The organism is Pseudomonas sp. REB1044 (assembly GCF_038813925.1).
Classification (GTDB): domain Bacteria; phylum Pseudomonadota; class Gammaproteobacteria; order Pseudomonadales; family Pseudomonadaceae; genus Aquipseudomonas; species Aquipseudomonas boreofloridensis.
The window spans coordinates 978,968-1,005,955 of record NZ_CP046139.1 but is presented as its reverse complement, the minus strand read 5'-3'; the positions used below and the strand labels follow the sequence as shown (position 1 = coordinate 1,005,955).

The following is a 26,988-nucleotide window of genomic DNA, read 5'->3' as shown; positions in this document are numbered from 1 at the left end:
GGACCCGCCCGACAATGGCCAAAGACACGCCCGCTCCCGACAACCCCAAGCAGAAAGTGCGTTCGGCCGAAGTCGGCACCGACATCCTCAAGGCCCTGGCCGAGCTGTCGCCCTCCACCGCGCTGTCGCGCCTGGCCGAGCACGTGCAGATGCCAGCGAGCAAGGTCCACCGTTACCTCCAGGCGCTGATCGCCAGCGGCTTCGCCGAACAGGACCCGGTCACCAACCATTACGGCCTGGGCCGCGAAGCCCTGCGCGTGGGGCTGGCGGCGCTGGGCAGCATCGACGTGCTCAAGGTGGCCGCGCGGCCCTTGTCCGACCTGCGCGATGCACTGAACGAAAGCTGCTTCATCGCCGTGTGGGGCAACCAGGGCGCGACGGTGGTCAACATCGAGCCGGCGGTACGTGCGGTCACCGTGGTCACTCAGATCGGCTCGGTGCTGCCGCTGCTCAGTTCGTCCACCGGCCTGGTGTTCGCCGCGCACTTGCCGGAACGCGAAACCCTCGAGTTGCGCGACCGGGAATTGGCCCTACTGGGGCAACGCGTCGAAGACTACGTCGAGCCGTTGGCGCAGATCCGTGAACGAGGCCTGCACCACGTCCACGGTTTGCTGATGCCGGGGGTCGATGCCCTGTCGGCCCCGGTGTTCAACGCCCTCGGCCAGATCACCGCGGTGATGACCGTGGTCGGCCCCACCTCCATGTTCCATGCCGATGCCGCAGGGCCGGCCGCGGTGCAATTGCTCCAGGCTACTCAGGCAGTGAGTCGGCGCATGGGCTTCGAGCCTCGCTGACTCAAGTGGTCCAGGTCTTGAGCTCCACCAGCTTGAGCAATTCGTCGTCGAAACCGTCGTACAGGGCGGGCAGCACCTCCGAGGCAGTATCCGCACCGAAGTCGTCCGCCAGTTGCACGATCCATTTGCCGTACGGCACCTTTTTCACCACGATGCTCGGCGCCTGCGGTTGATGGCCCAACAGGCCGCGCAAGGACTGCGACACGCGGCCGAGCACCCGCCCTAAGGCGCCGCTGGAAGCGAACAGCCCCAGCGCGCCCACGCCCAGTCGGGTGTAGAACGCGGCACGGTCGCCATCTTTCCAGGCTTGCCCCGCACTGAAGAACGACCTCACCGCGCACCCGATGCCCACCAGCATGTTTGCTGGCGGAATAGGGATGGTCAGCAGCCCCGCCGCGACGATCACCCACTCGACCACCAGCGACGAGACCCGCTCCGCCACGCTGGTGCTATGGCGATCGGCATCGGCGATCAGACGCCGCACACGGGGCGCCAGATCGTCGGCCAGGTCGCGCAACGGCTCATCCCGGTAAGCCTGAATGGCGCGCATCAGCACGTCGTGGCCCCCATCACCGTCGCGCATGAACCGTTGATGCAGGCTGCCGATCCTGGGCTGATTGCGCCAGGAGGCACGGGCGTAGAAATAATCGCCCAGCCGATCTTCGCGCCAGCGTTGGGCCAAGTGCGTTCGGGAACGATAGGCCGGACCCTGGGCGACGTCTGGCAGGTAGAGCGCTTCCCCGGCCTCGGGTTTGGAGGCGCGGTACAACCGGTAGGCGCCTTCGATCCGACAGCCGTCCAGCCTCAAGTCGACCACCGCGAAGTCGTCGGCGATCTGCGCCGTGGCCAGACTCTCGACGCCCTCGAGCAGCCAACCGGCGACCTGTTCCGGGATCTGCCCCTGCATCCGTTGACACAGCAGGTCGCGGCGCATCTTTAGCGACACCAGCAACCGGTGCAGCTCACGCTGGCGGGTGTAGCCCGGCGCCGCCGGGTCGAGGTAGCGACCTTTGAGCAACTCGATGTAGCGTTCACCGAGCCTGGCGCTGCGCACATAGCTGGCCAGCACGACGCGATCCAAGTGCGAGACATCCTGGCCAAGCTGGGTGGTGAAATCGATTCGCGCAAACTGAGCGAAGTTGTAGCCGGTGTCATGGCCTTTTATGACCAACTCGGTGAGGCTCAGGCTGCGATCCTCGTCCAAATGCACGGTCACCTTGTCCGGGTCGATGCGTCCGGCACGATTGCCGGGCAAGCTATTGATGTACTGGCTCACCTCGTGCCGGGCGTAGTCCTGGAAACTGACCAAGGGCGTCGCGAGGCGGTACACCGCCAACACCTGTTCCAGCTCTTGATCGGTATCGCCGAGCGCTTGGCGCAGCGCGACGCTCGCCTCGAGATACCACTGTGGCGTTGCCGCCAGCAGATCCTCGGGCATGGCCTGGCAGCGTCGCGCGCACACGGCCCGTAGCACCTGCGACCACGTCTGTGAATCGATCCAATGCACGTTGACGGTCTGCGACGTCCACAGCGTCGGTTTGCGAACGACCTCGGCAAGCTGGCGCGACAGCGCCTCGCGGTCAGCCAGCGCCGACTGCTCCACCAGGTACTCGACCCCCGATGCCTGGGCCGTCCAGCCTCCCACGGCCAAGGACAGCGCCGTGAACGATGGGTAGACGAGAAAATCGCCATCGGGTGAACCCGGCGCGTAAAGCAAATGCGTGCTGCCATCGGTCAGGTACAGCAGGTGCTTGAGCGCGGACGTCGCCTGATCGATGCGCAGCAGCCCGGCCTTGATGCCCCGCTGCGCCATCTGGTCGGCGATGGCGGCCTCGATCAGGTCGCAGGCGGGGGCAGCCGCACCTTGGAATCGCGCCGCGCAACTGGCCAGCGCCAGACGTGCAGCAATGGCCGCCTGCACGTCGAGCTGGGTCTTTTCGTGCTGATACAACTGCTTGACCGCCTCGATGTAACGCACGCGCAAATCGAGGGTGTCGATCATGCGCTGTACGCTGGCGACGTCCAGGGCCGATGCCAGCAGCGGGTCGAGCACCTTAACCGCCAGGCGCTCGCCCCGGTAGCCGCCGCGCAACGCCCAGTGCAGTAGCGTCGTGCGCCCACTGCCGTCGCCTGCGTCGGTGGTGGCGAACCGACGCTCGATCTCAAGCTGCACCGTCGCAGGGTCCAGGGTCAGCGCCAGGTGCTTCTGCAGGTAATCGGACACGGCCTGCTGTGCGTAGGCATCGACACTGGCCAGCGTCCCCAGGTGTGCGACACACTGCTGCTCGGCCTGCAGCATTTGCTGTTCGAGCTGGACATAGCGCTCTAGGTCACCGCCGCGCAGGTTGCGCCGCCATTGCGGCAGCAGGCTGTGGCGATAGGCGGCCATCTGTGCGGCGGCATACTGCTGCGCCTGGGCGACGAACGCATCTAGGCGCGCGGCGGCATCCCACTGGGCGACCGTCTGGACGATGTCGGCATGCCGTTGCAACGCCCTGCTCGACAGCATCGCCTGCACCTGACCCAGATCCTCCACCACCGCCTTGTACAGCGAACGCTCCAGAGGCTCGAATTCCAGGTCGCACTCCTGCGCGTCCCGCAGTTGTTCCCGATTGGTCTCGCTCAGCAGTTCGAACCAAACGCCCCCCTTCAACAACGCGGCCCGCAGGCGCCGGGCCACGCGCTTGGGTTGAGCATCGAACCACACGCCGGTGGCCACGCAGTGCACCAGCAGATCGGTCGGCGCCGCGTCGGGCGCCGAGTCAGGGAGACCGGCATAGGTGCCCGGCAGTGCAATGCGTTGCTCGCCCGCCACCAACCACACCCGTTGCAACTCGCAGGCCTCTCCCCGGGTCAGCAGCAACGCCTCGACAGCCTCGCGTTCGCTCTGGCGGGTGTGCACGAACGTCAACGCTTCGAGATCGACCAGGCGCAGGAGCAGCGACGCCAACGAGGCGGTGTCCAGCTTGACCACCGAGTGAATTGCCCACCACTGCGCCAGCGCGGCGCTGCGACCTGACCGCGCAGCGTCCAGGCCTTCGACGCCCTCCAGTGCTGGAGCGATCGTGTGCAGATGGGGGGCGGTACGCAAACAGCGCTGTATCTGCAAGCAGCACCTGGCCAGCTCCAGCAGCAGGTCCTCACGCGGCGCCTGCGCGTCGACCGCCGCCTGACCATCAGGCCCTTGGGGAAAAAGCTCGAAACCGAGTGAATCAATCATCGCCGACGCTCCGCTGTGGAAAGTCGCGATGGTGAGCACGGCGCCGCCAGGAGTCAGTCGGGAAGCGCTGCCTGACTTTTACCCCAGAGGTAAAGGTGAATGTCGCAAGACGCTATTTTTCCCGATGGATCAGAGGCTTATCCTGCGCCTCGTTGGGTCGCGCGAACGGCACCATCCCCCTCCGTCGTTCGCCTGTCCCAGGTTCACCGACGTTGATTTTGAAGCTCCTTGATCTGACGTCTCGATTGGCCGCTGCCCGTGCAGCGGCTTTTTTTTCGTCTTCGCGGCGCTACTGATCGGCGGGATAGCGCTCAAGGTTGGCCATCATCTGCTGCAACGCCTGCAAGCTGTCTTCAGGGTGTACGGCGCCGTCGAAATCGCCGATCTGCGCCCAATGCTCGGCCACCTGTTCCGGGGTAAAGCCAGCGTTCGGGTCGAAACCCACCCCCAGGCTACGCTCCCAGCGCACCTTGCCCACCCATCCACCGCCCACTTCGTACAACTGGCCGCTGTCCTGGCACTGTTCGCTGCCCAAATACACCACCAGCGGACTGACCAACTCGGGCCGCAGCCGCTCGAACACCTGCGGCGCAATCAGACCCTCGGTCATGCGCGTCCCCCAGTAGGGGCGATGGCATTGACCAGAATGCCGTGCTTGCGTCCTTCCAGTGCCAGGGTGCGGGTCAGGCCGTACAGGCCGAGCTTGGCCATGCCGTAATTGGCCTGACCGAAGTTGCCATAAATGCCGGAGGTGGACGCGGTGAAGATCACCCGACCCCAGTTCTGCCCGCGCAGGTGCGGCCAGGCGGCATGGGTCACTCGATAGGCACCTTCGACATGGACGCGGTACACCGGGTCCCAGTCGGCCGCGTCCATCTTGTGGAAGGTCTTGTCGCGCAGGATGCCGGCGTTGTTCACCAGCACGTCGAGGCGTCCGAAGCTGTCCAGGGCCTGCTCGACGATGCGCGCGCCGTCGGTCACCGAGTCGTGGTTGGCCACCGCCTGACCGCCCGCAGCGCGAATGTCCTCGACCACGCGGTCGGCTGCCGAGGCGCTGGCGCCTTCGCCGTGGGTGGAACCGCCCAGGTCGTTGACCACCACCCGTGCCCCACGCGCAGCGAACAGCCGGGCGTGGGCCCGGCCCAGGCCGCCGCCGGCCCCCGTGACGATGACCACACGGTCTTGCAGGCTGATCGGCTCGCTCATGCTCATGGCTCCAGGCAGGACAGGAAAGCCTGGAGTGTCGGTCAGCACCGGGCGACGGACAATCAAGCGCACCCGCCCTGAATGACCGTCGATAACACCCAGCGATGATCGCCGCGCTCAGGACCAGGCCACCCGCTGCGGCAGCCACTTCAGCGGCTGCTTGCGAAACGCCAGGTAATGACGCAGCACCTGCGCCGGCGCCTCGGTATGCGGGAAGTGGCCGATGCCCGGCAGCAACACGGCGTCGGCCTCGGGCAGCAATTGCCGGTAGCGCTCCACCACGCGCGCGCCGTGCAGCGGATCGACCGCGCCCTGGATCAGCCGCAGCGGTACACCTGGCGCTTGCAACGCGTCCACCCAGCGCTGCCGGTATCGATGACGCTCCGGCACCCAAGTCATCAGCTTGTGCAGAATGCGTGTGCCACGGTTGGACAGCAGCAGGCTCCAGCAGTCGTCCAGCGCACTTTCGCTGAGGTGCGTGCACGGTCCGTACAACTGGCTGACCGTGTCGACCAGGTCGTCACGCCCGAACGAGCGCGCCACCAGCCAGCCCAGCGGACTGAGCAGCAACTTGTGGATCAGCGGCGAAGGGCACAGTTCGGGAAACAACGGGCTGTTGAGCAAGGCGCAACTGGCGATGTTCGCCCGGCCTTCGTGGTGACGCGCCAGCAGTTCCTGGGCGACGCTGCCGCCATAGTCGTGGGCCAGCAAGTGTACCGGCTGGACGATGCGCAGGTGCTCGAGCAGCGCCTGTTGCAGGTCGGCCTGCTCGATCAGGCTGTAGCGGTGATCGAGCGGTTTGGCCGAATCGCCGAAGCCCAGCATGTCGCACGCCACCACGCGAAAGCGCTGCGCCAAGGGTGCCCACAGGTAGTGCCAGTCCCAACTGGCGGTAGGAAATCCGTGCAGCAGCAACAAGGGCGCGCCCTGCCCTGCTGTCCAATAACGAATGCCCTGGCCCCGAAAGGTGAAACTGCGCCCACGGGTACGCCAGACGCACAATGGAATCTCGGCCAAAGGCATCGGAATAGTCCCGCTGGTCAGGTAATGACGGTGTCGATGAAGGTGTACGACAAGGCTGCGTTCATTGCATTGCACCTCGGCACTTGCATGTGCTCTCTGTGTCGAAGCCCAGTCTAGTCAGGCCCTCACGCGGCGGAACTCGCCTTGGCAGCCAGCTTGATGACCGTGCGGGACAGTGGCACGAACGGTCACAGCAGGTGCAGCAGCAAAGGCGCGGCGAACAAGTTGAGCAGACCGGTGAGCACCATCACCAGCCCCGCCACCGAGCCCTCTTCGCCACCCACCTCATGGGCGCGGCTGACCCCGGCGCCGTGGGCGCCAACGCCATAGAGGGCGCCTCGCGCCAAGGGCGTGCGCAGCGGCAGCACCTTAAGCAACACGCCGCCGAACAGCGCCCCGAGCACGCCGGTGAACAGCACGAACACAGCCGTCAGTTCCGGCACCCCGCCCAGGTCGTGGCCATCGGCATGGCGAAGGGCGTGGTGATCGAGCGCGGCAGCAACGAACGACTGACCGCATCGTCCAGCGCCAACAGATGCGCCAGGCCCCAGGAACTGCCGATCGAGGCCAGGCTACCGGCGAGCATCCCCAGCAACAGCGCCGGCCAGTGCCGGGCCAGCATCGCCCGCTGCTGCCAGATCGGCACAGCGAAGGCCACCGTCACTGGGCCGAGCACGCCGACCAGCCACTGGGTGTCGCGCGCATAGTCGGCATACGCGGTGTGCAGCGGCACCGCCACCGCCAACAGCAGGACCGGCACCAGCACCAGCGGCGACAGCAGGTAGCGCCCGGTGCGCCCGTACAGCCAGCGGCTGAACAGGTAGGCCAGCAAGGTCAGCGCCAGCCAGAATAGCGACATCGGCTCAAGATTCATGGCGCAGGCTCCAGCGGCACACCAGTTCCACCGTGGCAGCGGTGACCACCATCACCACCAAGGTGCTCAAGGAGATTACCAGTAGAATCCGCCATCCCTCGCTGCGCACCAGACTGCCGTAATCGAGCAGGCTCATCAGCGCAGGGATGAAGAACAGCAGCATCTGCGCCATCAGCCAGCCGGCGCCACGCTGCAAGGTGCCGGGCTGCACGGCGCCGATGGCGAACAGCACCAGCAGCAGCGCCATGCCCATGACACCGGCCGGAATTGGCCAGCCGGACCAGGCTGCCAACCGGCCGCCGATCAGGTACAGCACGAACAGCACGGCGAGTTCGCCGAGCAGGCGCAACAACGGGGTGCAGCGGGAAAGATTCATAGTGGGATCCTCGACATGCGCGCATTGTAGAAAGCCGCTGCCCAGGCCAGAAGCGAATTGTTAGACTGCCTGCCATTCCAAAATGGAATTCATAAGATGGACTTCAAACAGCTCCGCAGCTTCATCGAGGTGGTCAATCGAGGCGGCTTCACCCAGGCCGCGCTGACGCTGCATATCAGTCAGTCGGCGGTGAGCAAGCAGGTGGCACAGCTTGAGGCCGATCTCGGCCAGCCCCTGCTGGAACGCCAGGGCTCGCAACTTCACCTCACGGCCGCCGGGCGCATCGTGCTCGAGCGTGGCGAAGCCCTGTGGCGTGGGCGCCAGGCATTACTCACCGAACTCGACGACCTCAGCCAACTGGCCCGCGGCGAACTGCGCCTGGGCTTGCCGGTGATCGGCGGGGAAGCCCTGTTCGCCAGCCTGTTCGCCGAGTACCGGCGGCGCTACCCGAACATCCGCGTGCAGTTGATCGAAGGGGGCAGCCGTATCGTCGAACAGGCCGTGCGCAGTGGCGAACTGGAGCTGGGCGGCAGCGTCACGCCGAGCGATCCGGCGTTCGCTCGCCAGCCGTTCTGCAATGAACCGCTCGACGCGCTGCTGCCGGCCGGGCATGCCCTGGCCGGGCGCGATGGGGTAACGCTGAGCGAGCTGGCAGACACACCGTTCCTGCTCTACGACCGCAGCTTCATGCTCAATGACAAGCTGCTCAGCGCCTGCCAGCAGGCCGGTTTCACCCCCAAGGAAGGGGGCGCAGCGGCCAGGCCGACTTCCTCGCCGCCTTGGTCGCCGCTGGCCAGGGCGTGGTACTGCTGCCCAGCGTGGTCGCCCGCCGCCTGCAGCGCGATGGCGTGGTACGCCTGCCGCTGCTGGCACCGGATCACCTGCGTTGGGACATCGCCTTCATCTGGCGCCAAGACGCTTACCTGTCGCACGCCGCGCAGGCCTGGCTGGACCTGGTGCGCGAGCGTGGGCCGCTGGCGGACCGCTGAAGATCAACCTTTGAGCAACGCCGCCAGTTGCGCCAGCCACGGCTCGGCATCCGCTTCCGGGGTTACTGTCTCGCTGGCGTCCAGGCGCAGCATGGGCTGCACTTCGTGCACGCCCAGTTCGGCGAACAGTTCGCGCATCTGCTCGCCGCCGCCGCAGTAGGTGTCGCCGTAGCTGGAGTCGCCCAGGGCGATGACCGCGCCTGGCAGCCCGCGCCATTCGCCGGGCAGCACATCGCGCAGGGTGGCATACAGCGGCATGAGGTTGTCTGGCAACTCGCCCATGCCGGTGGTCGAGGTTACGGCCAGCAAGGCTTCGGGCGCGAAGCCGCGAAGGTCGTCGAGGCTGGCGCGGGCGGCATGCCAGGCCTCAAGACCGGCGGCCTTGAGCAGCGATTCAGCGTGGCGGGCAACTTCTTCGGCGGTGCCGTACACCGAGCCGGAAATAATGGCGACTTTCATCAACAGAGGATTCCGAAACCGAGTAAAAGCGTAGGATACTAGCACTCGACGCCGGGAAAATGCCTAATACTGCCGGTCATTCAGGCCGGGTAGGGGGGGGCGAGCGCGATGACCGCCTGTCCAGCGGCCTGAACCTTTGCCAGCATTTTCAGTCCATGGCTGCGTAAAACTCCGTGAACACGCCTGATTCGAGCCCGATCATGCCAGCCGACGCCCTCCTCACCCAGGATGAGCTGGATTTCATCCAGGACATGCAGCATGTGCCGCAGTTGAACCAGCCAGCGCCTAGCGCGAGCCTGCTGGTCAACGGCGACCCGCGCCTGCAGCAATTGCTCACCCGCCTGGTGGCCAGCGAGCAGGTTACGTTGCAGGCGCAGTTGGACAACCAGCAAATCAGCATTCCCCTGCAATTGGTCGAGGACGAATTCCACGCGGTGCACCTGCAACTGGGCTCCCCGGAAATCTACGAAGAAGGCCCCAGGCTGCGGCCCTGGCGCCTGTCGCTGGACCCACCCACGGCCCTGCTCGATGCACAGGGCAAGTCCAGCACGCTGTGGGTCCGCGACATCTCGTTCAAAGGGGTGCTGCTGGAAGTGCGCGGCAAGCGCCCGCCACCGGCTCGCTTCGAGCTGTTCTTCGCCCCGTGCGGGCTGCAACCGATCGCCTTGATCGGCACGCTGCGCCGGTGCATCGACGCCGACCTGGCGGCCTACGACCTGGCCCACAGCGCGCCTGATGAAATTGACCGACTGCGCGAATACATCCTGCAGGCGCATCCCGAATTGAACGCCCGCACCTCGGCCTGACCGATCACCTCGACGGCTGTCATACTCCGCGCCCGATTCTTGCATACCAGCCTGTGTCGCCCACCACCCCGGGCACAGGCCAGGGGCCGGCTACCCGCCAGCCCCGTCGTCAGGAGATACACGATGTCTACCGTACCCGTCACCCTCATGGTGTCGCGCCGCGCCGCCGATGGCCGCTACCAGGACCTGTTGGCCTGGCTGCACGAAGGCGAGCAATTGGCCACCGACTTTCCCGGCTACCTCGGCTCCGGCATCCTCGCCCCGCCCGCCGAGCACGACGCCTTCCAGATCATCTTTCGCTTCAGCGACGAGCCCACCCTGCACGCCTGGGAGCACTCGGCCTCGCGGCGAGCCTGGCTGCAACGCGGCGACGGGCTGTTCGAGCGCCCCGAAGAGCGGCGCGTGAGCGGCATCGAGGGTTGGTTCGGCACCGAAACAGTGCGCACGCCGCCGCGCTGGAAGCAGGCCACGGCCATCTGGTTGGCGTTCTTCCCAGTGTCGCTGCTGTTCAACCTGCTGTTCGGCCACTGGTTGGCGCCGCTGCCCTTGCTGCCACGCGTGCTGGTCAGCACCTTGGCCCTGACGCCCTTGATGGTGTACCTGTTCATCCCACTGTCCACTCGGCTGCTGGCCGCGTGGCTGCATGCGCCGCGCCGCACGCCGCAGGCACCGCGCGACGGCCTGCGCAGCCGCTGAGCGGGCGACTCGCAAGCCTGCACAGTTCGGGTATGCTGGGGCCCGAACGAACGGACGAACAGACTGCCCCGCACATGAACAGCCCAATCCTCATCACCGGAGCCAGCCAGCGCGTCGGGCTGGCCCTGGCGCTGGCGCTGGCCGAGGCCGGCCATCAGGTGGTCAGCGCCAGCCGCCGCCTGCAGCCACAGGCGGCTCACCCGAACATCCGGCAATTCCAGGCCGATCTCACCCGCGAAGCCGACCGCCTGGCGCTGATCGAGCACCTGCAGCAGCACTACGACGGACTGCGCGCGATCATCCACAATGCGTCGCTGTGGCTGGACGACGACCTGCAGAGCCTGGACACCATGTTCCGCCTGCACGTCGAGGCGCCCTACCACCTGAACCTGGCCCTCGGCGAGCACCTGGCCAAGCTGGACAAGGCCGACATCATCCACATCTGCGACGAGACCTCTTCGCGCGGCAGCAAGAGCCACATCGGCTATGCCGCCACCAAGGCTGCGTTGCAGAACATGGTGCTGTCGTTCGCCGAAAAGTACGCGCCCACGGTGCGCGTCAACGGTATCCTGCCCGGCCTGCTGATCCTCAAGGAGGGCGGCGACGAACAGTATCGCCAGCAGACCCTGAAAAAGGCCCTGCTGGAATTCGAACCCGGCGCCCAGCCGCTGATCGAGGCGGTGATGTTCCTGCTCGACAGCCAGTACAGCACCGGCAGCCAGGTGGTCATCAACGGTGGCCGCCATCTGAAGAACCGCATGACCTGAGGCAAGACCATGACCGAGCAACAGCAACTCGAACTCGAAGCCGCCGCCTTCCGGCGCCTGGTCGATCACCTGCAACAGCGCACCGACGTGCAGAACATCGACCTGATGAACCTCTCCGGCTTCTGCCGCAACTGCCTGTCCAAGTGGTACAAGGCCGCCGCCGACGAGCGCCAGGTGGAGCTGAGCCTGGACGACGCCCGCGAGGCGGTCTACGGCATGCCCTATGCCGAGTGGAAAGCCCTCCACCAGAAAGAAGCCAGCGCCGAGCAGAAAGCGGCGTTCGAACAAGGAAAACCCCGTGACTGACCTGAACACCCTGCGTGGCCGTCTGGCCAGCGGCGAACATGCCTTCGCCGACACCCTGGCCTTCGTCGCCGCGAACTACCAGTACCAGCCCCAGGCCTTCGATAACGGTGGCGTGAAAAGCGCCGCCGGGCAGAATGAAGGTTCGTGCAAAACCCTCGGCCTGGCCCTGCTCGAAGGTCTGAGCGACCAGGAAGCGCTGCTGGCGTTCGGCGAGCACTACCGCAGCGTGCTGGCCACGCCCGAAGGCAGCGACCACGCCAACATTCGCGCACTGATGGTCCACGGCCTGGCCGGCGTGACCTTCGAAGCGCCGCCGCTCACGCGCAACGCCTGAGGCGGCAAGCGCGGCGGCTGTCCCCTCAACCGGACGACAGCGGCCGCGTCACCCCGGGGTGCGCAACGCCTCCAGGCGCGCCCCGCGATAGCGCGTCTGCCGGGAGAACTTCCAGCGCCCGAACAGCCCGTAGATATGGGTCACCCGGCCCTGCTCGCGGTAGCCCATGCGCAGGTGCATCTTCATCGCCGGCACATTGTGCGTCTCCACCACATCCACCAGCTTGCGGTAGCCCCTGTCGTGCATGAGCTGCCACATATCGGCTTGGGCGGTCACCGACAGTTCGCTGCCGAAGTAGCGCCGGGTCATCTCGCCGCCGAATTGGAAGTATTCGCCCGGCTCGATGGCGAAGGTACAGCCGTAGTAATGGCGGTCGTGGTAGTCGCCGGTACTGGCCCAGATGAAAGCGACCGCCTGCCCTTGCTCGTCCACGTACATCAGACCCGTATGCCCCTCCCGGGCCAGCTCGGCCATGGTCTGCACGCGATCGCCAAAGTTGGCGGCGAATGCCTCGACGTTGTCCGGTGTGATTTCGAGTCGGGTGACGGGGGGATGGGCGCGTAGCCGGTGTTCAGGCGCCGGCGTGGTCAGGTCACGTTCGGTCCAGAGTAATTCCCAGTGAAAGAAGACGTAGCGCTCGAAGAGGGTCTTGCACACACGCTTGAAGCCTTTCTGACGAATGCGCTGTTGTAGTTTTTCTAATACGCCCATGCATACTCCTGTGGCCCGCGCAAAATGAGCGGCCAGTAGCTGCTGTATAGAACAGGGAGGTCAAGGGAAGCGGCAGGCATTGCCAGGGAAGTTGTTACAAGGTATTTCAAAAATAAGCGCCGCCGCACCGCCAGATGTGGCGGCGCGGCGGTCGTCTGGCTTACAGCTCGACGCAGTCGAAACGCACGTCGGTGACCACGTCCTGGTCGTAGTCGACATCGGCGCGCTCGAAGCCGAACAAGTTGAGGAACTGCTTCTTGTAACCGGCGTAGTCGGTCAGCTCGAACAGGTTCTCGGTGGTCACCTGTGGCCACATGACCTTGCAGGCGTCCTGCACGTCATCGCGCAGTTCCCAGTCGTCCAGACGCAGACGCGCCTTTTCGTCGACTTCGGCCGGGGTGCCATCGGCGCGGTACAGGCGATCGCGGAACATGCGGTCGAGCTGGTCCTGGGTGCCTTCGTGGACGCCCTTCTCCTGCATGATCTTGAACACCATCGACAGGTACAGCGGCATCACCGGAATGGCCGAGCTGGCCTGGGTGACCACCGATTTGAGCACGGCCACGTTGGCCCCGCCCTTCACGTCGGCGGCCAGCTTCTTGTCCAGGCGCAGTGCGGTCTCGTCCAGGTCCTGCTTGGCCTGGCCCAGGGCGCCGTGCCAGTAGATCGGCCAGGTGATCTCGGTGCCGATGTAGCTGAAGGCCACGGTGCGCGCGCCTTCGGCCAGCACGTCGGCGCCGCTCAGGGCGTCGATCCACAGCTGCCAGTCCTGGCCACCCATGACGGTGACGGTGTCGGCGATTTCCTGCTCGGTGGCCGGCTCGATGCTGGCCTCGATGATGCTGTCCTTGTTGGTGTCGATGGCGGTCGACTTGTACGGCTGGCCGATCGGCTTGAGCGCCGAGCGCACCAGTTCGCCGGTCTGCGGCAGTTTGCGCACAGGCGAGGCCAGGGAGTAGATGACCAGGTCGACCTTGCCGCCCATCTCGTTCTTGATCAGCTCGATGACCTTGGCCCGCGCCTCGTCGGAGAACGCGTCACCGTTGATCGACTTGCTGTACAAGCCGTCGGCCTTGGCGAATTTATCGAACGCGGCGGCGTTGTACCAGCCAGCGGTCCCGGCCTTGGTCTCGGTGCCTGGTTTTTCGAAGAACACGCCCAGGGTGTCGGCCTTGAAGCCGAAGGCTGCGGTGATGCGCGCGGCCAGGCCATAGCCACTGGAGGCGCCGATCACCAGAACTTTCTTCGGACCATCCTCGCGCACGCCCAGTTTGCGGGTGGCTTCGATCTGGTCACGGACGTTGAGCTCGCAGCCCTTAGGGTGAGTCGTGGTGCAGATGAAACCGCGTACCTTGGGATGAATGATGGCCAATGTCTGTACCTCGTCAGGTTTATGCTGGGGAAGCGCCGTCGAGGGCGATTCCGTTCGATCAGGGGGTGAGACTACCCCCACAGGTTATCCGACACATATTACGGAGTGCCTGGGCGAGATTCCATGCCCGATGCCCTGCTCACGAACCACAGCCCTGCAGCCGCGCCTTGCCCAGCCATTGACTCAATTGCATCGGCGGCAGGTGCACCAGCCCCGCCGGGGTTTCGCACACCGGCTGGATGAAGTTGTCGCTGAACAGCAGCTTGCCGTGCACGAAATGCTCGTTGGCGCGCAGGTTGGGGTTGTCGATGCGCGTACCGAGCCGAGCCGCCAACCACTTGCCGATCTCGTAGTGGCTGATCCAGCGTTCGCGCTTCAGCGCCTCCAGCGCCTGCTGCGGCGCGTCGCGGCTGATGACGATCATCGGCACGTCGCTGACTTCCGGCACCAGGTCGTTGTGCCCCCACTGGCCGTTCTCGCCCAGGCGCTGGCCGTGGTCGCCGGTGATCACCAGGTAGCGCTCGCCGTCGAGCTGGTCGAAGCGGGCGATCAGCAGGCTGTAGGGCAACAGCACGCTGAACGCCGCATGCCAGTGCGCGCCCAGGCTGTGCCAGGCGGTCTGCCTGACTTCGCCAGGCTCGCGCAGCAGGCTGCGGATGTCGATGGCGCTCAGCGGCTCGCCGAAAAAGCTGATGTTGGCCAGTTGCAGCAGTTGCATGCCGGCGAATACCGACAGGATCGCCACCACCAGCCCGCGCAGGTTGCACAGCCACAGGACCAGGCAGAACACCCACAGCCCGGCCACCCAGCCGGCCTCGAGTTCGGCGCGGTTGTTGGGGCTGAACCGTTGCTGGATGAAATCGTCGGCCAGCAGCAGCACGCAGCTCAGGCTGGCCAGGACGAGCAGGCGCAGCCAAGCGGCGGCGCTGTCATTGCGCCGAATGAAGGTGAAGAACATCGACATGAAGGCTCTCGCGGTCAGTGATCGTCAGGCACGCGGCGACGGCCGGTGAGCATCGACAGCGGCAGGTTCTCGCGCAAACGCAGGCTCTCCACCAGCGCCGCCAGCAGGTGCACGCACACCAGCACCAACAGTCCGTCGGCCAGCCAGGCATGCAGGTTGGCCGGCCAGTCCGCGCCCCACAGCGCGTCCACTTCGCGCATCAGAAAGCCGCTCAGGCCCAGACCGCCGATGCAGCCGAGCATCGCCAGCATCACCAACGCGCCAATCGGCGAATGGCCCAGGCGGTGAAACGGTTGCCCGCGCAGCAAGGCCTTGGCATGGTCCGCCAGGCGCGCCGGCGTGGGCCAGAAGTCGGCCCAGCGGACGCTACGCCGCGACGTGGAGCTGGTGCTGGACGAAGACGGCCCCAGCCCGGTACACGCCGACCCGACGGCCATGACCGTGATGCTGCAGAACCTGGTGGGCAACGCGCTGCAATTCAGCCCGCCCGGCAGCGAAATCACCGTGACCTTGCGCCGCCAGCCGGGCTGGACCGAGTTGCAGGTGCTCGATCAAGGCCCCGGCGTCGCCAGCGAAGCGCTCACCCGCCTCAGCGACCGTTTCTACAGCGCCAACAACCCGGCCGGCGCCGGCCTGGGGCTGACGATCGTGGCGCTGGTGATCGACCAGCTCGATGGCGCACTGGAGTTCTTCAACCGCGAGGGCGGCGGCTTCGGCGTGCGCGTGCGGGTGCCGAGCTGATTCATTTGCAAAGCCGATCAATGGCAAAGAAAAACAAACTTCTCAAATCAGCGCCCGCCAGGGATGCTGTGCCATCCTTCACCGTCTGCGGAGAACAACAATGAAAGAAGTCGCCATCGTCGCCGCCACCCGCACTGCCATCGGCAGCTTCCAAGGGGCCTTGGCCAACGTCTCGGCCGTCGACCTGGGCGCTGCGGTGATCCAGCGCCTGCTGGCCCAGACCGGCCTGGACCCGGCGCAGGTCGACGAGGTGATCCTCGGCCAGGTACTCACCGCAGGCGCCGGGCAGAACCCCGCGCGCCAGGCGGCGGTCAAGGCTGGCCTGCCCCACGCGGTGCCGGCACTGACCCTGAACAAGGTCTGCGGCTCGGGCCTGAAGGCCGTGCACCTGGCGGCCCAAGCGATTCGCTGCGGCGATGCCGAGGTGGTGATCGCCGGCGGTCAGGAGAACATGAGCCTGGCGCCGTACGTGCTGCCCTCAGCACGCACCGGCCAGCGCATGGGTCACGGTCAACTGGTCGACAGCATGATCACCGACGGCCTGTGGGACGCCTTCAACGACTACCACATGGGCATCACCGCCGAGAACCTGGTGAGCCAATACGGCATCAGCCGCGAGGCCCAGGACACCTTTGCCGCCGAGTCCCAGCGCAAAGCACTGGCGGCCATCGAAGCCGGGCGCTTCGAGGACGAGATCACGCCCATTCACATTCCTCAGCGCAAAGGCGAACCGCGGGTGTTCGACACCGACGAGCAACCGCGCCCCGGCACCACGGCCGAATCGCTGGGCAAACTGCGGGCGGCGTTCAAAGCCGATGGCAGCGTCACCGCGGGCAACGCTTCGAGCCTGAACGATGGCGCCGCTGCGGTGCTGCTGATGAGCGTGGAAAAAGCCCAGGCGCTGGGTCTGCCGGTGCTGGCCACCATCAGTGGCTACGCCAGCGCCGGGGTGGATCCGGCGATCATGGGCATCGGCCCGGTGTCGGCGACCCGTCGCTGCCTGGACAAAGCCGGTTGGCAGTTGGCGGACCTCGACCTGATCGAAGCCAACGAAGCCTTCGCCGCCCAGGCCCTGGCGGTGGGTCAGGAACTGGGCTGGGACGCCGCGAAGGTCAACGTCAACGGCGGCGCCATCGCCCTGGGCCATCCCATTGGCGCCTCGGGCTGCCGGGTGCTGGTGACCCTGCTGCACGAGATGATCAAGCGTGACGCGAAGAAAGGTCTGGCCACCCTGTGCATCGGCGGTGGCCAAGGCGTGGCGCTGACGCTGCAGCGCTAGGCCGCCGTCTTCTGCAGGACCGCCAGCTCCGGGGCGCTGGCGGCCTTGGCCAGTTGCACCACTTCCCGGCATTTCTGCACGGCAAAGGCCAGCGCGCTTTTCGAATCGACGCAGGGGTCATCGCCCTGCTCCAGCGCACCGTGCAGCAGCGGGCACGACGGCGCCACCCACAGTCGGTCGCCCAGGCGCTCGGCGGCATGGCGCAGCACCTCGAAGGCGTTGTCCAGGTCGCAGGCACCGACGTTTCCGCCGTCGACCACTCCCAGCGACAGCACCTTGTAAGCCGGCAGACGGTCGAGGACGGTCGGGTACTGCTCAGGGGCGCGCACCAGATCGATGTGCAGGCCATCGACCGGCAGGTTGGCGGCCAGCCCCAGGTTGCCGGCAAGCCCGTCGAAGTAAGTGGCCACCAGCTTTTTCAGCGGTGCGCGTTGCAGGATGTTGTAAACGCGCTCGTAGGCATTCTTCCAGTCCTGGGGCAGGTCCAGTCCCAGGATCGGCTCGTCGATCTGTACCCATTCCACGCCTTGGGCAGCCAGGCGATTGAAGATGTCGTCGTACAGCGGCAGCAGGCGATCGACCAGTTCGAGCGTGTCGAACCCGGCGTCCTTGGCCTTGCCCAGCCACAGGTAGGTCAAGGGGCCGAGCACCACGGGTTTTACCGCATGACCCAGGGCCTTGGCTTCGTCGACCTCCTCGAACAACGGCTCCCAGCTCAGGGCGAAACGCTGGTCAGCGCTCAATTGCGGGACCACGTAGTGGTGAGGGGTATCGAACCACTGGGTGGTGTCCTGGCCATGGGCAGCGCCACGGGCCAGGTCGGACAAGGTGTGCAAGGTCGGGGCAGCGCCTTGCGCCTGACCGTAACGCTCGGGGATCACACCGAAGGCCAGCGAATGGGTCAGCACTGGGTCATACCAGGCGAAGTCGCCGACCGGCAGCAACTCGATACCGGCGTCCTTCTGCGCCTGCCAGTGGCTGGCGCGCAGCGTGCGACCGACGGCACGCAGGCCGGCCTCATCCAACTCACCCGCGCAGAAGGCGTCCAAGGCTTTTTGCAACGCATGATCATGTGCGATGCGTGGGAAACCCAGGTTGTGTGCCAGTGCCATTGTCCTACCCCTGCCGTGGAAAATTCGATGAAGCAAATTCTGGCGGTACGCAGAACGTGAGACAAACTCACAAAATTTGAGATCAAGTTCACTTTTCCTCATGTTTGACCTAACCTCTGCGTCGCGCCCAGGCGCCTGTGTCTGTTCCAGAGCGGTCGCGTACGCGTGCAGACAAGCCGCCGCGCTGTGTCCAGGCGACACTGTGATCCTGCCCGTCCTTCGGTATTTTTCATGAGCCTGCTCAGACAAGCCCTGCACGACCACTCCTTCGTTTGTGTCATGGAGTTCGTGCCCAAGCCCTCGGCCAAGCGCTTCGCCGAGCTGGCCAGCATCATGGCCCGCAAGCACCTGTGCGGCTGGCCACTGGCGGTGTCGATCGGCGATCGCGTCGGCAGCGCGCTGGACCTGTCGCCGCTCGACGCCTGCCAGAGTTTCGAGACGCCGGTGCCGACGCTGCTGCACTTTTCCGGTAAGGACCGTGAGCGCCAGGAATTGCTGGCGCAGTTGCCGCGCATGGATGCCGCCGGCCTGGACCAACTGCTGGTGCTGACCGGCGACCGCCTGCCCGGTCACACGCCGGGGCAGCGTCCGGTGCGTTACCTGGAATCGGTGGCGGCGCTGCAGATCGTGCGCCAGGCGCGCCCCGGCTGGCTGCTGGGCGCGGCGCTGAATCCGTTCAAGTACCGCGAAGAGGAAGGCGGCGCGCAGTATTTCAAGGCCGAAAAGAAACTCGCGGCCGGGGCCGACTTCTTCATCCTGCAACTGGGCTTCGACTTCCAGAAATACCGCGAGGCCCAGCGCTGGATGCAGCGCCAGCCCACGTCCCGGCCCATGCTGGCCTGCATCATGGCGCTCACTGAAGGTCGTGCGGCGATGCTCGAGCATGTCGCTGGCGTCACCGTCAGCCCGGCCATGCGCCGGGTGCTGGCCGCCGAGGCCGCCGTGTCCAAGGCCTTCGCCAGCCAGCGCGGCATCGAGCGCCTGGCCTTGCAGATCATCGGCCTGCGTCTGTTGGGCTATGCCGGGATCAACCTCTCCGGGGTGCATTCGCTGGAGCAGTTCGAGGCGCTGGAGCAGGCGCTCGATACCCGGCTGGCGCACGTGCAGACGCTCGATGACTGGCAGACAGCTTGGGACCAGGCCTGGCAGATGGCGGGCGTGGAAACGGTGAGCTTCCACCCGCCTGGCCACCCTTGGCAGGAAGGCCAGCGCGGGGTGCGTGCATCGGCGCTCGAACAGACCCGCTACCACCTGCTGTCGGCCCTGCACCATCAACTGTTCGACCGCCAGACGCTGCTCAGCAGGGCATTCGGCTGGGGCGTGCGCCAGCCCCTGTGGTCCGCGCCCAAGGCGGCGCGCCTGCTGCACCGGCTGGAGCGCAGCCTCAAGCGGCCGCTAGTGGGGTGCGATACCTGCGGGCAGTGCCGGTTGCAGGACACCCTGTACATCTGCCCGGAAACTTGCCCCAAAGGCCTGGCCAACGGGCCGTGTGGCGGGACGCAACTGAACCGCTGCGAGTTCGGCGACCGCGAATGCATCCATAGCCGCAAGTACCGCACGGCGGTGTCGGTGGGGCAGACCGAAGTGCTCACGCAGCGCCTGATTCCGTGCGTGGAGGTGGGCGGGCGGCAGCGCAGTTCGTGGCCTCGGTGGTTTGCCGAATCCGCGACGAGCGTGGGCAACGAGGCTCAGCAGGAATTGACGCAGGGCTAGCCTGGCGCGAGCCAAAACCGCATTGCCCGTCATCCCTGGCATCATGAGCCGCCCAGTCCACCCGCCGATCAGGATGCCCGCGTGACCCGCGACCAACTCGAAACCCAGCAGATTCCCGTCTACCTCGTGACCGTCTGCATCGCCCTCGCCATCGGCCTGCTCGCGCCGGGTGTGGGCAGCACCCTGCAGGCGCTGATCACGCCCACCATCGCCGTGCTGATGTACGCCATGTTCCTGCAGATTCCATTTCTGGACCTGCGCCAGAGCCTGTCCAACCGGCGCTTCATCGCCGCACTGCTGCTGGCCAACTTCGTCCTCGTTCCGCTGCTGGTGTGGGCGGCCACCCGTTCCCTGCTGGACCACCCCGCCCTGCTGATCGGCGCCTTGCTGGTGCTGCTCACTCCGTGCATCGACTACGTGGTGGTGTTCACCCACCTGGGCCGGGGCGACGCACGCTTGACGCTGGCGGCCACGCCGCTGCTGCTGGTGCTGCAACTGCTCCTGCTGCCGCTGTACCTGGGCGTCATGCTCGACGGCTCGCCACCTGTGGCACTTTCCGTCGCGCCGTTCGTCGAAGCCTTCATGCTGCTGATCGTCCTGCCGCTGACCCTGGCCGTGCTGAGCGGCGCCGGGGCTCGTCGCTCGGTCGTGTTGGCGCGCTGGAACGCGGCCTGGGCCTGGCTGCCGGTACCGGCCATGGCGTTGGTGCTGCTGGCCGTGATCGGCTCGCAGATCGCCGCGCTGGCTGAGGATGCCACCCGCCTGTTGCCGCTGATTCCGCTGTACATCGGCTTCATGGTGCTGGCGCCTGTGCTCGGTTGGGCCTGCGCCCGGAGCCTGCGTCTCCCGGCCGAGCAGGCGCGTGCGGTGAGCTTCAGCGCCGCCACGCGCAACTCGCTGGTGGTGTTGCCGCTCGCCCTGGCCCTGCCGGAGCCGTTGAGGGCGCTGGCCGCCGCCGCGGTGATCACCCAGACGCTGATCGAATTGATCGGCGAGCTGGTCTATGTACGACTGATTCCGCGGCTGGTGCGCTAAACACTGGGCCGTCGGCAAGCAAGGCAAAATGCTATCATCGAGAGGCCTTTGGTGAGTGCTTCAAGTGGAAACGACCGTGAACGACCTGACCCGCGAACAACTTGAAGCCGAGGTGGCGCGCCTGCGCGAAGCCCTGACCACGGCCGGCCTGGACGTTGAGCACCTGGACGAAACCAAGGAACGCTATCGCCTGGCGGCCAAGGCCACCAACGACGCGATCTGGGACTGGGACCTGATGTGCAACCACGTGCAGTGGAACCCCGCCCTGGAACAGGCCTACGGCCATTCGCCCGCGCAGATCCTGGCGACCGGCGAATGGTGGTTCGAGCACATCCACCCTGAAGACCGCGCCCGTGTGCACACCTCGATCCACGCCGTGATCGATGGCCAAGGCAGTGCCTGGACCGACGAGTACCGCTTCCGCCGCAGCGACGGCGGCTATGCCGATGTGCTCGACCGAGGCCACGTCATCCGCAACGCCCAAGGCCAGGCCGTGCGCATGATCGGCGCCATGCTCGACCTGACCCACACCCGCTCGGCCGCCACCGCCCTGCGCAAGAGCGAGGAACGCTTTCGCACCATCATCGAGACCATCGAAACCGCGTTCGCCATCGTCGAGGTCAAGTTCGACGAACGCGACGAACCGGTCGACTACCGCTTCATCGAGGTCAACCCGGCCTTCGAGCGCGAGTCGGGGGTCAACCTGCGCGGCAAGTGGGTCACTGAATACGCGCCAGACCTGGAAAGCTTCTGGTTCCAGACCTACGGCCACGTCGCCAAGACCCGCGAGCCCGCCAACTTCGAGAACTACGCCGAGGCCTTCGGCCGTTGGTTCGACGTGCGTGCCGTGCCGGTGGGCGACCCCAGCGAGCGGCAGATCGGCATCTTCTTCAACGACGTCACCGCCCGCCGCAACGCCCAGGAACGGCTGCGTGAAAGCGAGGAACTGGCGCGCTCTAACATCGAGCGGGTGCAACTGGCCCTGGCCGCCGGGGCCATTATCGGGACTTGGCACTGGGACTTGCCCACCGACTGCTTCACCGTCGACCCGGCCTTCGCCCAGGCCTTCGGCCTCGACCCGGCGCTGGGCCGCACGGGGCTGAGCCTGGAACAGGTGATCGCCACCGTGCACCCGGACGACCGCGCCGGGTTGATTGCCGCCATCGACGACGCCATCGGCCGTGGCGGCGCCTACGCCCACCAGTACCGCGTGCGCCGCGCGGATGGCTGCTACTACTGGCTGGAGGCCAACGGCCGGGTCGATTACGCCGATGGCAAGCCCAAGGATTTCCCCGGCGTGCTCATCGATGTCGAGGACCGGCGCACCCTGGAGGCCGAGCGCGACCGCGCCACCGCCGCCCTGCGCGCCCTCAACGACACCCTCGAACAGCGGGTGGCCGAGCGTACCGCCGAGCTGATGCAGGCCGAGGAAAAGCTGCGGCAGTCACAGAAGATGGAAGCGGTCGGGCAGCTCACCGGCGGCCTGGCCCACGACTTCAACAACCTGCTCACTGGCATCTCCGGCTCGCTGGAACTGATGAATGCGCGCCTGGCCCAGGGTCGCTTGACCGACCTGGACAAGTACATCGGCGCCGCCCAGGGCGCCGCCCGCCGCGCCGCTGCCCTCACCCACCGGCTGCTGGCGTTCTCCCGGCGCCAGACCCTCGACCCGCAGCCGACCGACGTCAACGCGCTGATCATGGGCATAACCGACCTGATCCAGCGCACGGTCGGCCCAGCCATCAGCATCGAGACGCTCGGCGCCAGCCATCCGTGGCCGGCGCGGGTGGACCCCAGCCAACTGGAAAACGCCCTGCTCAACCTGTGCATCAATGCCCGCGACGCCATGCCCGACGGCGGTCGCGTGCGCATCGAGACCGCCAACCGCTGGATCGACCACGAGGTGGCACGCAGCCTGGACCTGGTCCAGGGCCAATACCTGTCGCTGAGCGTCAGCGACACCGGGACCGGCATGAGCCCCGACGTGGTGGCCAAGGCCTTCGACCCGTTCTTCACCACCAAGCCCCTCGGCCAGGGCACCGGCCTGGGGCTGTCGATGATCTACGGCTTCGCCAAGCAGTCCGGCGGCCAGGTGCGTATGCAGTCGGAGGTGGGCGTCGGCACTGAAGTGAGCATTTACCTGCCGCGCTACGTGGGCGATGTCGAGGGCGAACAGAACCTGGACGAACAGTCGCACGATGCCACGTCGCGCGCGGGGCAGACCATCCTCATCGTCGACGACGAGCCGACCATTCGCATGCTGCTCACCGATGTGCTCCGCGACCAGGGCTACGCGGTGATCGAGGCCGCCGACAGCGTCGCCGGGCTCAAGGTGCTGCGCTCGGACGTGCACATCGACCTGCTGATCAGCGACGTCGGCCTGCCCGGCGGCATGAACGGCCGGCAGATGGCCGATGCCGGCCGCGAACTGCGTCCGGGCCTGGGCATCCTGTTCATCACCGGCTACGCCGAGACCGCCGCCGTGGGCGATGGCCAGTTGGAAACAGGGATGCAGGTGCTGACCAAACCCTTCGCCGTGGAAGAGTTGGCGGCGCGGGTGCGGGCGGCGATGGGCGAAGCGTGAACCTCGCCCGCTACACCTGAGAAGTACTCACCGGCTGATCATCGCCGTCGCGCTGGCGCGAAACATTTTTGGGGTGGACCGGGACACCCAGAGCAACACCGTATACTCGCATCTGGCCAAATGATGGCAATGATTGTCACTTCTGTCGGGTACGCGGGGAATCGATGAAGCGAGCCGAATTGATGGGTCGATTGCAACACGGGATCGACGAATGCTATCGAGGCGACATCGATGAAGCGGTCACTTGCCACTTGGAGCTGATGCTTGGCCACTACAGGCGCAAACCCTTCTTCTACAAAAGCCTGATGAAATACGACCGGCTGATGGTGGTGATGGCGCTGCTGTGCTTTCACTTCCGCGACCCGCTGACGCCGCTGTCACGGGTCAAGGAGTTTTGCGAGCAGCGCGGCTACCTGTCGCGCAACAGCCTCGAATCATACTTCTCGTTCTTCATCATCACCGGTTACATGCATGTCTGGGCGCACCCGGAGGACGCCCGCCTGCGCCTGTACCGACCGACACGCACGGCGCTGGAGGAAGCCGTCAATGTCACCCGTGCCTATCTGCTGCCCGCCCAGTTGCTGCGCCCAAGCGCCCCGACGCTGGACCTGGACAACCCGCACCCCTGGCTGCGCGACTATTTCGTCAGGCTGGGCCAGTTGCTCGAGGCCGATCTGATGCTCGACAGCCTGCTGCCGGGCGCTAAATGGATCATGAACAAGGACGGCGGTCACCTGCCGATGCTGGCGCTGCACCTCGATGCGCTCGCCCATCGCCCAGTAGGCGGCGGCTACAAGGTCTCGACCTACGCCGAGCTGTCGGCGCGCCTGTGCGTGTCCAAGACCCACCTGATGCGGCTGGTGCGCGAAGGCGAGCAAAAAGGCTACTTCCGTTGTGTGGGCACGCGGGTGGAAATGCGACCGGCCTTCGCCGAGCTGGTCAGACACACCATGGCAATTAATTTCGCCGTCGCGCAGGTCAGCATGGAGTTGTGTGTGGATGCCCAGGAATCTCGAATCGCTCAGCCCGACGCCCAGTGCCTCGGCTAGGCATGAACAGCGTATCCGGCTGCTACTGCGCCAGGGCATCATTGCCGCCCAGTTGCTGGTGATCTTCACCTGGGTCCTGGTGCATGTGCTGCTGCTCGAACGCCTCAGCCGGCCCGGCGCCTGGGTCACCCTGGCCGCGTTGTCAGGGCTGTTTCTGATCCAGACCTTCACCGTTTCCCAACGCGTCTGGCGATTTTCCGGGCTGCTATTCGTGTTGGCAGCGGTCAGCGGATTTCGCCTGATCTTCGAGGAATACCCGCTGCTGTACGAACGCTATGCCCTGCCCCTGACGGTGATGGCAGTGGTCGGTGCCTCGCTGCTGATTCGCGGCCCCATGGATTACCTGGTGGTCGCCTCGCTCACCTGGCTGCTGGTCTGGCCCTTCACAGGCTCCGCGTACGACAGCGCGCGCTGGAGCTATCTGGCGCTGTTCGTGATCTTTTCCATTGGTCTGGGCTGGATCAATAGCCGCACTTATCTGCGCGCGCTGCAGGTCACCCTGGACGTGGAGCAGCACTACCGTACGCTGTCGGAGACCGATCACCTGACCGGGCTGCTCAACCGCCGCGCGCTCATGGAGCGCTTCGAGCGTTTCGTCGCCAGCCATCCGGCGGGCTACTTCATGATGATCGACGTCGACGACTTCAAGCGGGTCAACGACAGCCTGGGCCATGCGGCGGGCGACCAGGTGCTGTGCCTGCTGGCCCGGCGCCTGAAAGCCAAGGCCGGGGCCGACTACGTCGGCCGTCTGGGCGGCGAGGAGTTCGGCATCATCCTCAATACAGAGGACGCGTCGCGGGCCGTGGCCTGGGCAGAAAGCCTGCTACAGGAGGTACGTCAGTCGCGCGACGCCCCCGCGCCTTTCACCTTCAGCGCGGGCCTGGTGCCCTTCGTCCACGGCCAGGCGCTGTCGGACATCCTCATCCATGCCGACCGCAACCTGTACCGGGCCAAGCGCGCCGGCAAGGACCGCGTGCACCTGGGCAGTCCCACCGGCCTGCCGGTGTAACACGCGCGCGGGTGAGGCGTTGCCGGGGCGGATGAAATAGGCCTCGGTCGGCGAGTCGATGGTTTCCAACGCCCCTTCCTGCCGTTACTCTCGGCACTCCTCATTGTCCGAGCCTCCCTGATGCGCCGCTTCCTCATTCCCCTCGTGCTGGCCTGCACCAGCGCGCTCGCCCAAGCGCAGACCAGCGCGCCGGCGGCCTGGACCCTCAAGGACCAGTTCGACACCGCCTACACCCTGGGCCCGACCACACGCGTGGTGCTGATCGCCCGCAGCCACGCCACCGCCAACCTGGTCAACAGCGCCGTGGAGCACACCCAGCCCGGCTATCTGGATGCCCGCAAGGTGGTCTTCGTCGCCGACATCGCCCGCGTGCCGGGGCTTGTACTCAAATTCCTGGTGCCGAACATGCGCTCGGCCAACTACCGCATCCTGCTCGACCGCGACGGCCAAGTGGCCGAACGTTACGCCGGCGATCGCGAGACGGTGCAGTGGCTGGACATGGACCAGGGCAAGGTGGTGCGCGAGCGTCATTTCGAGGATCTCGCCAGCCTGCGCCAGGCCCTGGCCTCGCTGGTGCCGCCGCAGGGTGACGGGCAAGCGGCGCAGACGCGTCCGTAAGCGGCTTTGTTCAGCGTCGTTCGGCACGTCTGCGACAGGCGGTGGTCCAAGCTCTGACCGAGATCGAATAAGCCGAGGGTTTGCGTCATCAGAACGCCAACCCACAGCCGACTTCATTGCATTAGCCCGGAGCCGCCATGAGCCAGCCCATCTTCCCCCAGCCCTTCGAAGCCATCGGCTGTGCACAATGCCGCAACCTGAAAAGCCTGGGTTTCGACATCACCATGGCATTCCAGCCCATCGTCCATGTGCCCACGGGCAAGCCCTTCGCCTATGAGGCGCTGGTGCGCGGGCTGAACGGCGAAGGCGCGGCGGACATTCTGGCCAAGGTCTCGGCCGACAACATGTACCGCTTCGACCAGGCCTGCCGGGTCAAAGCCATCGAGCAAGCCGCGGCACTGGGCCTGAATCGCCTGGACCACTGCAAACTGAGCATCAATTTCCTGCCCAACGCGGTCTACCGCGCCAGCACCTGCATCCGCGCCACCCTTGAAGCCACCCGCACCTTCGACTTCCCGGCCGACAAACTGATCTTCGAAGTGACCGAAGGTGAGCGCGTGGAGGATCCCGAGCACCTCAAGTCGATCTTCGCCGAATACAAGAACCAGGGTTTCACCACCGCCATCGACGACTTCGGCTCGGGCTATTCGGGCCTGAACCTACTGGCCGAGTTCCAGCCGGACATCCTCAAGCTGGACATGGCCCTGACCCGCCGCATCAGCAAAGACCCCGTACGCCAGGCCATCGTCGCCGGCATCGTGCTGGTGGCCCTGCGCCTGGGCATCACGCTGGTCGCCGAGGGCATCGAGACCCAGGCCGAGTGCGATGCCCTGTCCGACCTGGGGGTGGAGTTGATGCAGGGTTATCTCTTTGCCAAACCTGAAGTGAATGCATTGCCGCTGGTGGAGCGGCTGCGCGGCTGAGCGCCAGGCCGCGGTGGCTCGCCAGCGA

22 protein-coding genes and 5 pseudogenes are annotated in these 26,988 nt (G+C 66.0%); 16 read left to right on the top strand and 11 right to left on the bottom strand.

The window, feature by feature from the left end; genetic code table 11:
- Nucleotides 1-14: 14 nt before the first annotated feature.
- Nucleotides 15-794: an IclR family transcriptional regulator gene (locus GKC70_RS04715; protein WP_342650597.1), complete on the top strand. Its 780-nt coding sequence runs from the start codon at nucleotides 15-17 to the stop codon at nucleotides 792-794.
- A gap of 1 nt (nucleotide 795) precedes the next feature.
- On the opposite strand, the gene GKC70_RS04710 is transcribed toward GKC70_RS04715, so the two are convergent.
- From GKC70_RS04710 to GKC70_RS04690, 5 genes and pseudogenes are all read right to left on the bottom strand, one after another.
- A complete protein-coding gene (locus GKC70_RS04710) occupies nucleotides 796-4,014 on the bottom strand; it encodes a hypothetical protein (protein WP_342650596.1) in 3,219 nt (1,072 codons plus the stop codon).
- A gap of 289 nt (nucleotides 4,015-4,303) precedes the next feature.
- Nucleotides 4,304-5,220: pseudogene (locus tag GKC70_RS04705) on the bottom strand (SDR family oxidoreductase).
- 117 nt (nucleotides 5,221-5,337) lie between these two features.
- Nucleotides 5,338-6,243 carry an alpha/beta hydrolase gene (locus GKC70_RS04700; protein WP_342650595.1) on the bottom strand — a complete coding sequence of 302 codons (906 nt, stop codon included), beginning with the start codon at nucleotides 6,241-6,243 and terminating at the stop codon, nucleotides 5,338-5,340.
- Between the two features lie 188 nt (nucleotides 6,244-6,431).
- A pseudogene (locus tag GKC70_RS04695) lies at nucleotides 6,432-7,117 on the bottom strand (LrgB family protein).
- Nucleotides 7,107-7,493: a CidA/LrgA family protein gene (locus GKC70_RS04690; RefSeq protein ID WP_342650594.1), complete on the bottom strand. Its 387-nt coding sequence runs from the start codon at nucleotides 7,491-7,493 to the stop codon at nucleotides 7,107-7,109. Before GKC70_RS04690 ends, GKC70_RS04695 begins: the two are co-directional and overlap by 11 nt.
- Before the next feature lie 96 nt (nucleotides 7,494-7,589).
- On the opposite strand from GKC70_RS04690, the pseudogene GKC70_RS04685 reads away from it, so the two are divergent.
- Nucleotides 7,590-8,482 (top strand): annotated as a pseudogene (locus GKC70_RS04685) (LysR family transcriptional regulator).
- Between the two features lie 3 nt (nucleotides 8,483-8,485).
- Here GKC70_RS04685 and GKC70_RS04680 read toward each other — a convergent pair.
- Nucleotides 8,486-8,941, bottom strand: coding sequence for a flavodoxin (locus GKC70_RS04680; protein WP_342650593.1), 456 nt, complete (start codon nucleotides 8,939-8,941; stop codon nucleotides 8,486-8,488).
- A 200-nt stretch (nucleotides 8,942-9,141) separates the two neighbouring features.
- Between GKC70_RS04680 and GKC70_RS04675 the strand changes: the two genes are divergently transcribed.
- The 5 genes from GKC70_RS04675 to GKC70_RS04655 all read left to right on the top strand — a co-directional run bounded on the left by GKC70_RS04675 (nucleotide 9,142) and on the right by GKC70_RS04655 (nucleotide 11,850).
- Nucleotides 9,142-9,747: a hypothetical protein gene (locus tag GKC70_RS04675; RefSeq protein WP_039580050.1), complete on the top strand. Its 606-nt coding sequence runs from the start codon at nucleotides 9,142-9,144 to the stop codon at nucleotides 9,745-9,747.
- Between the two features lie 123 nt (nucleotides 9,748-9,870).
- The gene (locus GKC70_RS04670) at nucleotides 9,871-10,443 is read left to right on the top strand and encodes an antibiotic biosynthesis monooxygenase (protein ID WP_342650592.1); all 573 of its coding nucleotides are present in this window, start codon (nucleotides 9,871-9,873) and stop codon (nucleotides 10,441-10,443) included.
- A 32-nt stretch (nucleotides 10,444-10,475) separates the two neighbouring features.
- Complete coding sequence (folM, locus tag GKC70_RS04665; RefSeq protein ID WP_317871706.1) at nucleotides 10,476-11,210, top strand: dihydromonapterin reductase; 735 nt, start codon at nucleotides 10,476-10,478, stop codon at nucleotides 11,208-11,210.
- Between the two features lie 9 nt (nucleotides 11,211-11,219).
- A complete protein-coding gene (locus tag GKC70_RS04660; protein ID WP_029615006.1) occupies nucleotides 11,220-11,516 on the top strand; it encodes a DUF1244 domain-containing protein in 297 nt (98 codons plus the stop codon).
- Complete coding sequence (locus GKC70_RS04655) at nucleotides 11,509-11,850, top strand: HopJ type III effector protein (RefSeq protein WP_342650591.1); 342 nt, start codon at nucleotides 11,509-11,511, stop codon at nucleotides 11,848-11,850. The genes GKC70_RS04660 and GKC70_RS04655 overlap by 8 nt, the downstream gene beginning before the upstream one ends.
- A gap of 48 nt (nucleotides 11,851-11,898) precedes the next feature.
- Here GKC70_RS04655 and GKC70_RS04650 read toward each other — a convergent pair whose 3' ends face one another.
- From GKC70_RS04650 to GKC70_RS04635, 4 genes and pseudogenes are all read right to left on the bottom strand, one after another.
- Complete coding sequence (locus tag GKC70_RS04650) at nucleotides 11,899-12,561, bottom strand: N-acetyltransferase (protein WP_342650590.1); 663 nt, start codon at nucleotides 12,559-12,561, stop codon at nucleotides 11,899-11,901.
- Nucleotides 12,562-12,721: 160 nt separating this feature from the next.
- Nucleotides 12,722-13,933, bottom strand: coding sequence for an enoyl-ACP reductase FabV (gene fabV, locus GKC70_RS04645; protein WP_342650589.1), 1,212 nt, complete (start codon nucleotides 13,931-13,933; stop codon nucleotides 12,722-12,724).
- Nucleotides 13,934-14,072: 139 nt separating this feature from the next.
- Nucleotides 14,073-14,897 carry a hypothetical protein gene (locus GKC70_RS04640; RefSeq protein ID WP_342650588.1) on the bottom strand — a complete coding sequence of 275 codons (825 nt, stop codon included), beginning with the start codon at nucleotides 14,895-14,897 and terminating at the stop codon, nucleotides 14,073-14,075.
- Nucleotides 14,898-14,911: 14 nt separating this feature from the next.
- Nucleotides 14,912-15,268: pseudogene (locus GKC70_RS04635) on the bottom strand (cytochrome b/b6 domain-containing protein); the annotation flags it as partial.
- A 64-nt stretch (nucleotides 15,269-15,332) separates the two neighbouring features.
- Here GKC70_RS04635 and GKC70_RS04630 point away from each other — a divergent pair.
- Together GKC70_RS04630 and GKC70_RS04625 are read left to right on the top strand one after the other, a co-directional pair.
- Nucleotides 15,333-15,638, top strand: coding sequence for a sensor histidine kinase (locus tag GKC70_RS04630; protein WP_342650587.1), 306 nt, complete (start codon nucleotides 15,333-15,335; stop codon nucleotides 15,636-15,638).
- 100 nt (nucleotides 15,639-15,738) lie between these two features.
- On the top strand, nucleotides 15,739-16,917 hold the full coding sequence (locus GKC70_RS04625; RefSeq protein WP_029614392.1) for an acetyl-CoA C-acetyltransferase: 1,179 nt from the start codon (nucleotides 15,739-15,741) through the stop codon (nucleotides 16,915-16,917).
- On the opposite strand, the pseudogene GKC70_RS04620 reads toward GKC70_RS04625, so the two are convergent.
- Nucleotides 16,917-18,029: pseudogene (locus tag GKC70_RS04620) on the bottom strand (5-methyltetrahydropteroyltriglutamate--homocysteine S-methyltransferase); the annotation flags it as partial. The gene GKC70_RS04625 and the pseudogene GKC70_RS04620 sit on opposite strands and share 1 nt — an antisense overlap.
- Nucleotides 18,030-18,260: 231 nt before the next feature.
- On the opposite strand from GKC70_RS04620, the gene GKC70_RS04615 reads away from it, so the two are divergent.
- The 7 genes from GKC70_RS04615 to GKC70_RS04585 all read left to right on the top strand — a co-directional run bounded on the left by GKC70_RS04615 (nucleotide 18,261) and on the right by GKC70_RS04585 (nucleotide 26,960).
- The gene (locus tag GKC70_RS04615) at nucleotides 18,261-19,742 is read left to right on the top strand and encodes a methylenetetrahydrofolate reductase C-terminal domain-containing protein (RefSeq protein ID WP_342650586.1); all 1,482 of its coding nucleotides are present in this window, start codon (nucleotides 18,261-18,263) and stop codon (nucleotides 19,740-19,742) included.
- An 81-nt stretch (nucleotides 19,743-19,823) separates the two neighbouring features.
- A complete protein-coding gene (locus tag GKC70_RS04610) occupies nucleotides 19,824-20,777 on the top strand; it encodes an arsenic resistance protein (RefSeq protein ID WP_342650585.1) in 954 nt (317 codons plus the stop codon).
- Between the two features lie 112 nt (nucleotides 20,778-20,889).
- Nucleotides 20,890-23,361, top strand: a complete 2,472-nt coding sequence (locus tag GKC70_RS04605) for a PAS domain-containing protein (RefSeq protein WP_342651468.1) — start codon at nucleotides 20,890-20,892, stop codon at nucleotides 23,359-23,361.
- Nucleotides 23,362-23,543: 182 nt separating this feature from the next.
- Nucleotides 23,544-24,410, top strand: coding sequence for a hypothetical protein (locus tag GKC70_RS04600; protein WP_342650584.1), 867 nt, complete (start codon nucleotides 23,544-23,546; stop codon nucleotides 24,408-24,410).
- The gene (locus tag GKC70_RS04595) at nucleotides 24,361-25,419 is read left to right on the top strand and encodes a GGDEF domain-containing protein (RefSeq protein ID WP_342650583.1); all 1,059 of its coding nucleotides are present in this window, start codon (nucleotides 24,361-24,363) and stop codon (nucleotides 25,417-25,419) included. The genes GKC70_RS04600 and GKC70_RS04595 overlap by 50 nt, the downstream gene beginning before the upstream one ends.
- 120 nt (nucleotides 25,420-25,539) lie before the next feature.
- Nucleotides 25,540-26,037, top strand: a complete 498-nt coding sequence (locus GKC70_RS04590; RefSeq protein WP_342650582.1) for a hypothetical protein — start codon at nucleotides 25,540-25,542, stop codon at nucleotides 26,035-26,037.
- Nucleotides 26,038-26,174: 137 nt separating this feature from the next.
- Nucleotides 26,175-26,960: an EAL domain-containing protein gene (locus GKC70_RS04585; protein WP_342650581.1), complete on the top strand. Its 786-nt coding sequence runs from the start codon at nucleotides 26,175-26,177 to the stop codon at nucleotides 26,958-26,960.
- Nucleotides 26,961-26,988: the final 28 nt, after the last annotated feature.